The organism is Yersinia ruckeri ATCC 29473, assembly GCF_000754815.1.
Lineage (GTDB): Bacteria > Pseudomonadota > Gammaproteobacteria > Enterobacterales > Enterobacteriaceae > Yersinia > Yersinia ruckeri.
In genome coordinates, this window is sequence record NZ_KN150747.1 from 3,467,478 (window position 1) to 3,480,292 (window position 12,815).

The window sequence follows — 12,815 nt, forward strand, 5'->3', positions numbered from 1 at the left end:
TCCGAGTGCCACCATGTGGCATAGTCCGGCAATTCATCCAGCGATGAACACAGATATTACCCCCAGCGAGTCATCACGCACTGTTTGGTTATATCGCTCAATATAGGCATTTTTCTGGGGATTGCTGGGCTGAATGAAGTTAAGTGTTTATTCTGCTGATTATTGCTTCCTGCCTAGGAGGACTTACACTGGGACACTCCGTCGAGCCACAGAAAATAGGACGTTATGTTACCCACTCACGAATATGCCAACGATCTGATCCTTTTTGCCTTGATTGTCGACTGCGGCTCATTCAGCAAAGCTGCCGAAGCGGCGGGCATGACCAGCTCGGTAGTGAGTAAACGCATCGGACGCCTTGAGAAATCACTGGGCGCTCGCCTGCTTTACCGCACGACGCGCAGCTTACGGCTCACCGAAAATGGCGAGGTTCTTTATCGCCATGCGCGGGAAATCAGCGCCAATATTCAGGCAGCACTTTATGCGGTCAGCGAAAGAAGCGATGAATTAACCGGTGCGATCCGTATGTCAGTTCCGACGATTTCAGGAGAGCTGCTGTTGAGCGAGTGTGTCGCCGAATTCTGTGCTCAACACCCGAATTTGAAAATTGAAATGCGGCTGGAAAACCGTTTTGTCGATTTAGTCAATGAAGGGATCGATCTGGCGATCCGCACCGGAACCATGCCCGATTCGAGTCTGATTGCACGCCCGATTCTCGACTCGCGCTGGGTCATCGTCTGCTCGCCCGGTTATCTGGAGCAGCAGCCAGAACCGACGTCGGCCAAAGATTTGCTCAACCACAATTGCCTGACTTACACCTACCAGGAAAGCGGCACGGCAAATTGGTTAATGAAGCAGCCCGGCAGCAATGAAATTTATGAATTGCAGGTTAACGGCAATTTGTCAGTCAATAATGCCCGTGCGATCCGTAAAGCCGTTATCAGCGGTCACGGCATCGCGATGGTGCCGCGTTGTATGGTGTACGAAGATATACAGGATGGCAAGCTAGTAGAAATTCTGGCAGGTCACTGTAGCAAAGTTCTGGGTGTGTACGCGGTGTATCCCTATACCCGTAACTTGCCGTTAAAAACCCGGCTATTGATAGAGCACATCATTACCTCCTATAAAAACATCAGCCACTATTTTTGAATCTTTTTGATTAATACGGTCTTTTCGTCACCAAACTGGCTGTGAGGATTAGGCCGTTTTTGAATATGGTCTATGGCTGATTTCTGCCTAATTAATGTGACCTAACACATTAATCATACAAAATAAAAACTTAATCCTCTGATTTTAAACAACTATATAAAATTCATTTTTTTTAAAAATACATCTCTATCCCTGCAAATTATCTCGCCAATCAATTGTTGCGAAAATGCAACGTAGTATATGAATTAAGGTTGTGATTAGAATAACAATGTTGTGCTAATTAACCATTTTGCTACATCTCTATCCATACAAAAAAAATAATAACCCTGAGGATGATATGTCACTATTTTTCAGTATTGCTCCAATTGTTCTATTGATTTGGATGATGACAAAACGCAACGGCATTCCATCCTACATTGCCTTACCTATCACCGCCGTCACCGTTTACTGCGTACAATTTTTCTGGTTCGACAGCGCCCTTCGGTTATTAAACGCCAACATCATTACCGCGCTGGTTTCAGTGTTTACGCCTATCACCATTATTGCCGGTGCAATTTTGCTCAATAAATTGATGCAGGTGAGCGGTGCAGAAAATGTGGTACGCAGTTGGTTGGAAAATATCAGTCCCAATCCAGTAGCCCAGTTAATGATTATCGGCTGGGCATTCGCTTTTATGATTGAAGGTGCCAGTGGATTTGGTACACCAGCAGCCATCGCCGCACCGATCCTAGTCGGACTAGGCTTTAATCCGCTACGGGTGGCGCTATTAACACTGGTGATGAACTCGGTGCCAGTCTCTTTCGGTGCTGTGGGTACGCCCACCTGGTTTGGCTTTGCCAATTTGGGTTTGTCAGATGACAGCCTGCTGGAAATCGGTCGCCAAACTGCGCTCATTCATTTTGTCGCTGCCTTTGTTATACCGCTGCTGGCGCTGCGGTTTATCGTTTCTTGGCAGCAAATTCGCGGCAATCTGCTGTTTATTTATCTCAGCGTTCTGAGCTGTACTATTCCCTATTTACTGCTGGCACAGATTAACTATGAATTCCCTGCATTACTCGGCGGTGCAATCGGCTTAACGTTATCAGTACTGCTGGCTCGAATGAACATCGGTCTGACTCGTACGGAAAAGAAAGCCAATATCACGGCGGTTCCTTTCTGTCAGGTGCTCAAGGCCATGACCCCCACTTTACTGCTGATCGCCATTTTGATTGTTACCCGTATTCATCAGTTGGGGTTGAAAGCACTACTCAATAATACCGCTACACTATGGCAAGGTAGTTTGGGATGGCTGGGTGAATGGAATATCAGTAAGGCTCTGATTATCAATATCCAACAGGTTTTGGGTACCTCGGCAACCGCCAGTTATAAAACCCTGTATGTTCCGGCGCTGATTCCATTCTTCGTGGTCGTGCTGCTATGCATTCCGCTATTCCGTTTAAACGCTACTCAGGTGAAACAGATGTTCAGCGAAACCGGGTTACGAATATCCAAACCCTTTATCGCCCTGCTTGGTGCACTGGTCATGGTCAATATGATGATGCTCGGAGGCAACAATGCACCGGTGATCCTGATTGGCAAAGAGCTGGCGTCTGTTACTGGGGAAAGCTGGCTGCTGTTCTCCTCATTCCTCGGCGCTTTGGGATCGTTCTTCTCCGGTTCCAATACCGTTTTCAACCTGACCTTCGGCGGAATTCAGCATTCCATCGCTCTAAGTAGCGGCCTAAACGTCAATTTGACGCTGGCACTGCAATCCGTTGGCGGCGCAATGGGCAATATGGTGTGTCTGAATAATATTATCGCTGTTTGTTCCATTTTAGGTCTGAGTCATGCCGAAGGAAAAATCATCAAGAAAACCCTATTGCCAATGCTGGTGTACGGTGGAATTACGGCTGGAATGGCACTAATTCTGGCGTCCTGAGCGTAAAAATACGTTAACGTTTTAAACTAAGGTACAGATTATGATTATCTCCGCTTCAACCGATTATCGGGCCGCAGCACAGGCTAAACTTCCGCCTTTTCTGTTCCATTATATTGACGGTGGAGCCAACGCGGAGCATACGCTAAGGCGTAATACCGAAGATCTGTCAGGTATTGCACTGCGTCAACGCGTGCTAAAAAACATGTCTGAGCTGAGCCTGGAAACCAAACTGTTCGATGAAATCCTGTCGATGCCCGTGGTTTTGGCTCCGGTTGGTTTAACCGGCATGTACGCTCGCCGTGGTGAAGTCCAGGCCGCACGCGCGGCGGCTAAAAAAGGCATTCCCTTTACCTTATCAACGGTATCGGTATGCCCAATAGAAGAAGTGGCTCCGGCCATTGACAGACCCATGTGGTTCCAACTCTATGTGCTAAAAGACCGTGGTTTTATGCGCAATGCGCTGGAACGAGCCAAGGCTGCTGGCGTGAAAACCCTGGTGTTTACCGTTGACATGCCGGTTCCCGGCTCCCGTTATCGCGATGCTCACTCTGGGATGAGTGGCCCAAATGCAGCAATCCGTCGTGTTTTACAAGCCATGACACATCCACAATGGGCCTGGGACGTCGGAATATGCGGTAAACCTCACGATTTGGGCAATGTCTCGGCCTACCGTGGCAAACCGACCAGCCTGGAAGATTATATTGGCTGGTTGGGTAATAACTTCGATCCATCCATTTCCTGGAAAGATCTGGAGTGGATTCGTGAATTTTGGCAAGGCCCGATGATCATCAAAGGCATTCTCGATCCAGAAGATGCCAAAGATGCCGTCAGGTTTGGTGCCGATGGCATTGTGGTCTCCAACCACGGTGGCCGCCAGCTCGATGGCGTGCCTTCGACCGCTCACGCATTACCCGCGATTGCCGACGCGGTAAAAGGCGATCTCAAGATATTTGCCGATTCCGGCATTCGTAGCGGTTTGGACGTCGTGCGAATGATTGCGCTAGGAGCTGATAGTGTGTTGTTGGGTCGCGCCTTTATCTATGCGCTGGCTACCGCCGGTGAAGCTGGTGTAGCCAATCTGCTGGAACTGTTTGACAAAGAAATGCGTGTAGCCATGACGCTGACTGGCGCGAAGAGCATCTCAGAGATCGGCGCAGGCTCTTTAGTCAAAAACGGTGTCTTATGAAATAACTCTGAACAATATGTCAGGCTGACCGATAACTCATGCGCAGCACATATAAAAGCCGGAGAAACATTTCTCCGGCTCGTTACTCAGATATTGTTGAAACCGTGATCAGTGAACAGCATCTGCTACGGGTTCCAGTTTCATTTCGGTTTCAACCCCCCTATCCGCGGCTGGCGCTGACACTAAATTCTCCAACTGTAGTACGCTACTGGTGTACCTGAGTATATGATTGGCCATTTCCACATTACCATTCAATTTCTGACCATAAGACGGAATGATTTCTTTTAATTTAGCCTGCCATTCTGCCGATGCCACTTTATCTTTAAAGGCATTTTCCAACAGGTTCAGCATAATTAGCGCGGCAGTTGAAGCGCCGGGAGAGGCACCTAACAATGCGGCGATAGTCCCATCCTGAGACATCACAACTTCGGTTCCGAAACGGAGAACACCACCTTTATCCGCGTCTTTCTTGATAATTTGCACTCGTTGACCCGCAATCCACAGCTTCCAATCGTTTTTATTGGCTCTCGGGAAATATTCTTTCAACGCGTCAAAACGCTCTTCATCATTCAACATAACTTGGTTGATCAGATACTTGACCAGATCAAAATTATCAATGCCCACCAGGGTCATGGGTATGATATTGGAAAAAGTCACAGTACCAAACAAATCCCATAGCGAGCCGTTTTTCAGGAACTTACTGGAAAATGTGGCAAATGGCCCGAACAGCAGCACACGTTTCCCATCCAGCATACGGGTATCTAAATGCGGTACTGACATTGGCGGTGAACCCACCGCGGCTTTACCGTATACCTTCGCCAAATGACGCTGCACAATTTCTGGATTATCCGTCACCAGGAACTCACCTCCAACCGGGAAACCACCGTAATTCGCTGCTTCTGGGATTCCCGATTTTTGCAATAATGGTAGGGATGCGCCACCAGCACCGATAAATACAAATCTGGCTTTTACCGAGCGCTCTTTACCACCCTGTTTCAAATCAGCAACGATAATATTCCAGGTATTATCCGGGTTACGTTTAATATCACGAACTTCGTGGCTCAGACTCAGAGAGAAATTATCCTTCTTTGACAAGGCATCAATCAATTGGTGAGTAATTGCCCCAAAATTCACGTCAGTACCAATAGGCATACGGGTTGCAGCGTTCTTTTGCTTAGGATCGCGCCCTTCCATCACCAAAGGTATCCATTTCTTGATTTGCTCTGCGTCTTCTGAATATTCCATACCGTGGAATAAAGTACTTTGTTGCAGCGCAGCATGACGTTTACGCAGGAAATTAACGTTATCCTCCCCCCATACAAAACTCATATGCGGCACACTATTAATAAATGAACGGGGATTGTGCAGAACATTATTTTTCACTTGATAGGTCCAGAACTGACGGGAAATTTGGAAGGCTTCGTTAATCTCGATGGCTTTGACGATTTCGATTGAACCGTCGGCTTTTTCTGGCGTGTAATTCATTTCGGCAAGAGCTGAGTGGCCGGTTCCGGCATTATTCCAGCCGTTGGAGCTTTCACTGGCTACACGATCCAATCGCTCGAACATATCTATTGACCAATGGGGTTCAAGTTGCTGAATATATGTACCCAGTGTCGCACTCATAATACCTCCACCGATCAACACTATATCTACAGTTTTCCCACTTTCTGCGGCGACTTGTTTAGTGACGACAAACACATTCAGACAGAAAATTATGATAAGTAGTTTTCTCATTGATTTACATCTCTATTTGTTTGTTTTTAATTTATGCAGGTGAAAAGCCAAATTCTGCGATCTATTGGTGATTTTATTTGCATCCTACCAGCTAACGATAAAATGAGAGATAATCTTTGCTAAATAAAAAAAGTGATAACAAAAATAATATACACATTCTTAGCGTGGAATAAACCCAACATCAACCTTCCTTGATTAATATAACATTAATGTTGTTAGCCATAGAAAGTTTTTTAATTATAGAAAACCGTGTCGCATTGCAAATAAATATAAAAAAAACAAATAAAAAGACAAGATGACGATGGATAATAATAGCGGAATTGATGATATTATAAATTAACTCTCCATTGACAGAAAGCATGATGGCAGGATAAATATAATCAATCTATTTTTTTACTTTTAAATAATAGTAACTTAACGCAAGTGAGACAGCGTGTAGATAACTATAATTGGTAATCCGAGTTTAAATAGCGATAGTATCCATATTCATTATCATCTTTCTCCCAGCGCAGTCGCCACTCCCTTATTTGGAAGATATAGAACCAGTGAATTCTATTTCGATATGCGACAATAGAATAATCAAGAGTCTAGCTGGAGTATAACGGATGAGAGCAAAAAAATTTCATTAGCCAAAGATCAAGATAATATTTAACCATTTTCAGATGTAATACTTTTTTACATCTCTACCAATATACTGGGACTAAAATTTTTTTCAGGAAATGATAAAAACAAAAACCCCGCCGTAGCGAGGTTTTATGGTCGTTGGTTTTCTCATTGAGAACTAAATTGTCTGCTCCGGCTTCGCCATCATCGCTATCGCAATTTTCCAACGGTAAACGCAGCGTTAGCTGGGTTTAATTACAGCGCAACAACGTTGACAGCTGAAGGGCCTTTCTGGCCTTGTTCGATGCTGAACTCAACATTTTGGCCTTCGTCCAGAGTTTTAAAATCGCTGCTCTGGATTGCAGAGAAATGTACGAATACATCTTTGCTACCGTCAGCAGGAGAGATAAAACCAAAACCTTTACCAGCATCAAACCATTTAACTAAACCAGTCATTTTAGTAGACATAGGGATATTTCCTTCATTATTTTTTGAGCCAACATATGGCGAAGAGGTCTGCTTATCAGTAATTACTTATGGGGGCACTAAAGAAGGAAATTCGTCGGAGAAGTGATGTCTAAAAAATATCGCTTTAACTAGGAACTGCTTTACTTAAATGGCTTACATAAATAGGTCTGTGCTACAAACCGATGCGCTTATTAACGCATGATAAACATTTTATAGCAAGGCTTATTTCTAATAATCAGAATGCTGACACTAAAAAGTAAAGCATCTCCATGTCGCTATATGTCGCCATTTTGTGATACATGTCTATACCTGCTGGTTCTGAGTAACCTGTTCAGTCAATGATATGGTTGGATAAATTCTAGCGGATGAGGTTAGAGAGAGATTTAGTTATACTGCCAATGACAATCGGGATAAGCCAAGGGAGAAACAATGACAATGCGCGAGCTGGAAGTAAAGTTTCTTAGTGCAATGAATGAGTTGCAATCAACATTTGAGAAACAACATCAAGTATGGCAAGAAAGCTATGAAGCGTTGCAACACGCATTGGAACAATCGCTAGCCCGCGAGGCAACCTTGAAAGCACAGAATGATCTGCTACAGAAAAAGTTGAGCAACGCCAACTCGCTACCCGAACAACATCAGTTGGTAAAGCAAATTAAAATGTTAGGTGCGCACCTTGATGCTCTGGCAAAAGACGCAGCCTCTTTTAACCGTCACCTGAACACTACGCAGCAAACTCCGGGCAATTTTGGTGGCGATCATCACTGATTCTAGGCTGTAGGTGATGTTTCTTGCGAGATTGTCGTCCGATTAATTCTTCTAATTTGATGAAATATATAATAATGACATGGATAATCATTGCTGCACTCATTGTGGTTTTTATTTTGGGTTACCGAATTTTAACCTCTGATACCCGTAAAGCCGTCGATACCTTAGCGACATTATTGAAGATAAAACCGATATATATCGAATCCATGCTACAAGAAATGGGCAATCGCCAAACGCAAATGTTTATCCGTTCAACCAGTAATGGTTATGCTGAGGATGTGCGTAAAGCGGCTTATCTTATTTTTATTTATCAAACATTTATTAAAGATGCGACCGATGAGAATATCGCACAATGGCGCAATATTCTGCTACGGGCGCACATTCCGCCGACATTGACCGCTGAGCATACGGAAGCCGCATTATTTTATTTTGCTGAACTGGATCTCGATGCCTTTGAACTCGCACAATTTCGCCGTTCATACAACATGAATTTTAATCCGGAGTCTGACGCCACATTGCATTAAGTGACTGAATGCGACGCCTCGGAATGGATTTTTGATGGGCTGCATCCCAAATTTAGCGGGAAAATTATTCGAATATGCTATGCAAATAACGCTGTAAAAGCATCCGGGAACTGAAACCGTGGCAAATGCCATAGTGTCCCTCGACTTCGCCAGCGAGATAAAGTGGAAATTCGAGGTATTTGTCGCTAACGCGAATAACGGCGGTCGGTGTAGCGAACAGCAAACTCTTATCTTTCAGCTCAGGATGGATTACCAGAGCCGTTCTTCCCATACGAGCTTCACGATTAACATAAACATAGTGGACGTCTTTTCGATAGCCATAGGCTTGATCAACCACATAATCTCGCTCAAACCCATAATTCTCCAAGACTTTAGCCACTTCATCCGGCCTTAAATACATTGATTATCCCTCTTTCCGACTACCATTGAGCGACATTACCGTAATAAATAAGGGAAACCACCAACTTATTGTCTCAAATGACTTATTTAAGAATAGTCTTGACGATAAGCAATGACAGTCTGACGATGCGCGATACCCTGCCACTGAGAAAGTGTCCACGTAGGCGCAGACACTCACCATTGAAGCCAGCGATATATCGACAGCGTATTGGATGAGCTGGTTAACGGAAAAATATCATAGCAATATTGGTATGAAACGTGGGCGGAAGATAATAGGTGGATTAATTCCGTTCAGGATAGCACCGAAAAACCAGACACCAACCAGCCTGCGACGATGACCAAGCGGTCACATTAAAAAAACACCCGGTAAAAACCGGGTGTTGAGGTTTGGCAAACCTGGAGATAATGCTTAATCAGATCTGATTATGCAGCTGGAGTTGCTGCTGGAGCAACAGCGGCTTTCTTAGCTGATTTGTGGTGTTTTTTAGCGGCTTGGGCTTTCTGTGCCGGCGCTTTTTTCTCGTGTTTTTTAGCAGCCTGGGCTTTCTGTGCCGGCGCTTTTTTCTCGTGTTTTTTAGCAGCCTGGGCTTTCTGTGCCGGCGCTTTTTTCTCGTGTTTTTTAGCAGCCTGGGCTTTCTGTGCCGGTGCTTTTTTCTCGTGTTTTTTAGCAGCCTGGGCTTTCTGTTCGGTAGTTTTCTTGGTCGCTTTGTGTGTTTTGTGGCTGGTTGCTTTAACCGGTGCCGCTTTCTCGACAGCAGGAGCAGCAGCCGCGGTTCCAGCGGCAACCGGTGCAGGAGCAGCGGTTGTTTCAGCAGCGAAAGCAGCAGAAGACAGACCCATGGTTGCAGCAACAATCAGCGCTAATACTTTTTTCATTTGTAATTCCTCAGAGTTTGTTTCGCTAAGCCCTATCGGGCCGTTGGAAGAATCATAGAGGAAGGTATTTTTCCTTTCAGTGAGTGATTGGTTTCGCTAAGTAACCAAATGTACATCAATACGTGCTAATAGCATTTTTCCTGCCTTTTTCCAGCAATTATTTAGAAAATTATTTTTTCTCTTCATGATTTTACTGTCAGCCCAAGCGGGACGGCTCTTATCAATCTAATTATTCCCAAGATAGCAAATCAACTACATATGGTGTGGTTGAAATATAAAAACACTACATATAGTATCAATCTATCACTCAGGCAACTTATCTGAGGGATGCACAGGGCGTCAGACTCGGTGAACTCACCGCCCCACTGACGATGTTCGACTTACCTCAAAATAAAAGGTAAATACGAATCATGAGTATTATTATTTACAGCAAACCAGATTGTGTCCAGTGTAATGCAACCTATCGCGCCTTGGATAAGCATGGCATTTCATATCAAACCATTGATATAACGAATGATATCCAGGCGTTAAATCATGTTAAATCCCTCGGTTATCAACAAGTCCCCGTCATTGTCGTTGGTCATGATCACTGGTCAGGTTTTCGGCCAGATAAAATCAACGCCCTGAGTCAAAACATTACAGCCTGATAGGGGCAATGATGATGAATCCACTGGTTTATTTTTCCAGTTCATCGGAGAACTCCCACCGATTTGTGGGGAAATTGGGTCTACCAGCCATGCGGATCCCGATTGCCGAGACTCAGGAAAAACTCAAGGTCGAGCAGCCTTATATTTTGCTAGTGCCCAGTTATGGTGGTGGTGGCACAACTGGGGCGGTACCCGTTCAGGTCATCCGCTTCCTGAATGATCCCCATAACCGCACATTAATCCGTGGCGTTATTGCGGCTGGAAATACTAACTTTGGCACAGCCTATTGCCTGGCTGGTGAGATTATCAGCCGTAAATGCCAGGTTCCTTTTCTGTACCGCTTCGAACTACTGGGTACCGAAGAAGATGTGATAAATGTTCGCAAGGGAGTAACCGAATTTTGGCAACAACAGAACTGACAATGACCTCTGAGTTGGATTACCACTCACTGAATGCCATGCTTAATCTCTACGACGCCGATGGGCAGATTCAATTTGATAAAGATCGTCTGGCAGCGCGGCAATATTTTTTGCAGCACGTTAACCAGAACACCGTTTTCTTTCATAGCCTTCAGGAAAAAATCGATTATCTGACCGAGGAAGGCTATTACGAAACCGAGGTGCTGGCTCAGTACGATTTCAGTTTTATTAAAAGTTTATTCCAACAGGCTTACGCTAAAAAATTCCGTTTTCCAACCTTCCTTGGCGCATTCAAGTATTACACCAGCTATACGCTGAAAACCTTTGACGGTCAGCGTTATCTGGAACGTTATGAAGACCGTATTTGTATGGTTGCTCTGACGCTAGCGGCAGGAGATCAAACGCTGGCACACCATTTGGTTGAAGAAATGATTTCTGGTCGCTTTCAACCGGCGACACCGACTTTTCTCAACTGTGGGAAAAAACAACGAGGCGAACTGGTTTCCTGCTTCCTGTTGCGTATTGAAGATAATATGGAGTCGATCGGCAGAGCGGTAAACTCGGCCTTGCAATTATCCAAACGCGGCGGTGGCGTGGCATTTCTGCTCAGCAATATCCGCGAAGTCGGCGCACCGATTAAACGGATTGAAAACCAGTCATCTGGCGTTATTCCTATTATGAAAATGCTGGAGGATGCCTTTTCTTATGCTAATCAGTTGGGCGCTCGTCAGGGCGCAGGGGCGGTTTATCTTCACGCCCATCATCCAGATATTTTGCGTTTTCTGGATACCAAACGGGAAAATGCCGATGAGAAAGTGCGAATTAAAACCCTGTCGCTGGGCGTTGTCATTCCAGATATCACCTTCGAACTGGCAAAAAATAATGAAGAAATGTATCTGTTCTCTCCTTATGACATTGAGTTGGTTTATGGCGTGCCAATGTCGGAGATCAGCGTCAGCGAAAAATACCGTGAAATGGTGGGTAACAAGCGTATCCGTAAAAGTAAAATCCGCGCCCGTGAATTCTTCCAGCTACTGGCCGAGATTCAATTTGAATCCGGTTATCCCTATCTAATGTTTGAAGATACGGTGAACAAGGCAAATCCAATCAAAGGTCGGATCAACATGAGTAACCTGTGCTCCGAAATTCTACAGGTTAACCAGCCAACGGAATATCACGAAGACTTGAGCTATAAACATATCGGCAAAGATATTTCCTGCAATTTAGGTTCACTGAATATTGCCCGAACCATGGACTCACCGAATTTTGCCCAAACCATTGAGACCGCTATTCGTGGGTTAACCGCCGTTTCCGATATGAGCCATATCCGCTCCGTGCCTTCAATCGATAAAGGCAATCAGGAATCTCATGCTATTGGGTTAGGCCAGATGAATTTGCACGGTTATCTGGCCAGAGAACGGATCTATTACGGTTCCGAAGAAGCGCTGGATTTTACCAATATCTATTTCTATACCGTGGCCTATCACGCTATGCGCGCATCCAACCAATTAGCCATTGAGCGTGCCAGCCGTTTTAAAGGTTTTGATGAATCGCACTACGCATCAGGAAGTTATTTTAGCAAATATATTGAACAAGTCTGGCTACCAAAAACACCACGGGTACAGACCTTATTCACAGATGCATGTATTCCTATTCCCACACAGCAAGACTGGGCAGCGCTACGGCATTCGGTAATGGAACACGGTTTGTATAACCAAAATCTACAAGCGGTGCCGCCAACAGGTTCCATTTCTTATATCAATCATGCCACATCCAGCATTCATCCTATTGTGTCGCAGATTGAAATACGCAAAGAAGGAAAGATTGGCCGGGTGTATTACCCTGCCCCCTATATGACCAATGAGAATCTTGATTATTATCAGGATGCCTATCAGATCGGGCCAGAGAAAATGATTGATACCTATGCCGCAGCAACCCAACATGTGGATCAAGGCCTTTCTCTAACACTATTTTTCCGCGATACCGCGACCACCCGAGATATTAACAAAGCCCAGATTTACGCCTGGAAGAAAGGCATCAAAACCCTCTACTACATCCGGTTGCGCCAAATGGCGCTGCAAGGCACCGAGATTGAAGGCTGCGTATCCTGCTCTCTGTAATTTT

General features: G+C 44.9%; 13 protein-coding genes. 8 read left to right on the plus strand and 5 right to left on the minus strand.

From position 1 onward, the window contains the following. Positions 1–33: 33 nt before the first annotated feature. Positions 34–135, minus strand: a complete 102-nt coding sequence (locus DJ39_RS18495) for an integrase core domain-containing protein (protein WP_115175322.1) — start codon at positions 133–135, stop codon at positions 34–36. Between the two features lie 90 nt (positions 136–225). On the opposite strand from DJ39_RS18495, the gene DJ39_RS15620 reads away from it, so the two are divergent. From DJ39_RS15620 to lldD, 3 genes are all read left to right on the plus strand, one after another. Further along, the gene (locus DJ39_RS15620; protein ID WP_004721488.1) at positions 226–1,146 is read left to right on the plus strand and encodes a LysR family transcriptional regulator; all 921 of its coding nucleotides are present in this window, start codon (positions 226–228) and stop codon (positions 1,144–1,146) included. Positions 1,147–1,483: 337 nt separating this feature from the next. Next, entirely contained in the window at positions 1,484–3,064 is a 1,581-nt protein-coding gene (locus DJ39_RS15625) for an L-lactate permease (RefSeq protein ID WP_038251556.1), read from the plus strand. A gap of 40 nt (positions 3,065–3,104) precedes the next feature. Next, positions 3,105–4,250: an FMN-dependent L-lactate dehydrogenase LldD gene (gene lldD, locus DJ39_RS15630; RefSeq protein ID WP_004721492.1), complete on the plus strand. Its 1,146-nt coding sequence runs from the start codon at positions 3,105–3,107 to the stop codon at positions 4,248–4,250. Positions 4,251–4,358: 108 nt separating this feature from the next. Here lldD and mqo read toward each other — a convergent pair whose 3' ends face one another. Both mqo and cspE read right to left on the minus strand, forming a co-directional pair. After that, complete coding sequence (gene mqo, locus DJ39_RS15635) at positions 4,359–5,987, minus strand: malate dehydrogenase (quinone) (protein WP_049688244.1); 1,629 nt, start codon at positions 5,985–5,987, stop codon at positions 4,359–4,361. An 858-nt stretch (positions 5,988–6,845) separates the two neighbouring features. Beyond that, positions 6,846–7,058, minus strand: coding sequence for a transcription antiterminator/RNA stability regulator CspE (gene cspE / locus DJ39_RS15640; protein ID WP_038243552.1), 213 nt, complete (start codon positions 7,056–7,058; stop codon positions 6,846–6,848). A gap of 429 nt (positions 7,059–7,487) precedes the next feature. On the opposite strand from cspE, the gene DJ39_RS15645 reads away from it, so the two are divergent. Further along, entirely contained in the window at positions 7,488–7,826 is a 339-nt protein-coding gene (locus tag DJ39_RS15645) for an MbeD/MobD family mobilization/exclusion family protein (RefSeq protein ID WP_038243555.1), read from the plus strand. Between the two features lie 74 nt (positions 7,827–7,900). Continuing rightward, positions 7,901–8,350, plus strand: a complete 450-nt coding sequence (locus tag DJ39_RS15650) for a DUF1198 domain-containing protein (RefSeq protein ID WP_038243558.1) — start codon at positions 7,901–7,903, stop codon at positions 8,348–8,350. Positions 8,351–8,414: 64 nt separating this feature from the next. Here the strand turns inward: DJ39_RS15650 and DJ39_RS15655 are convergent, their stop codons facing one another. Both DJ39_RS15655 and asr read right to left on the minus strand, forming a co-directional pair. Continuing rightward, positions 8,415–8,750, minus strand: coding sequence for a DUF2002 family protein (locus DJ39_RS15655; RefSeq protein ID WP_004721502.1), 336 nt, complete (start codon positions 8,748–8,750; stop codon positions 8,415–8,417). A 422-nt stretch (positions 8,751–9,172) separates the two neighbouring features. Next, positions 9,173–9,625 carry an acid resistance repetitive basic protein Asr gene (gene asr, locus DJ39_RS15660; RefSeq protein ID WP_038251557.1) on the minus strand — a complete coding sequence of 151 codons (453 nt, stop codon included), beginning with the start codon at positions 9,623–9,625 and terminating at the stop codon, positions 9,173–9,175. 410 nt (positions 9,626–10,035) lie between these two features. On the opposite strand from asr, the gene nrdH reads away from it, so the two are divergent. The 3 genes from nrdH to nrdE are packed head-to-tail and all read left to right on the plus strand — an operon-like array spanning position 10,036 to position 12,811. Further along, on the plus strand, positions 10,036–10,272 hold the full coding sequence (gene nrdH / locus DJ39_RS15665) for a glutaredoxin-like protein NrdH (protein ID WP_004721509.1): 237 nt from the start codon (positions 10,036–10,038) through the stop codon (positions 10,270–10,272). A gap of 14 nt (positions 10,273–10,286) precedes the next feature. Continuing rightward, positions 10,287–10,691 carry a class Ib ribonucleoside-diphosphate reductase assembly flavoprotein NrdI gene (gene nrdI, locus DJ39_RS15670; protein WP_038251790.1) on the plus strand — a complete coding sequence of 135 codons (405 nt, stop codon included), beginning with the start codon at positions 10,287–10,289 and terminating at the stop codon, positions 10,689–10,691. Further along, positions 10,673–12,811, plus strand: a complete 2,139-nt coding sequence (nrdE, locus tag DJ39_RS15675) for a class 1b ribonucleoside-diphosphate reductase subunit alpha (protein ID WP_038251558.1) — start codon at positions 10,673–10,675, stop codon at positions 12,809–12,811. Before nrdI ends, nrdE begins: the two co-directional genes overlap by 19 nt. Positions 12,812–12,815 lie beyond the last annotated feature (4 nt).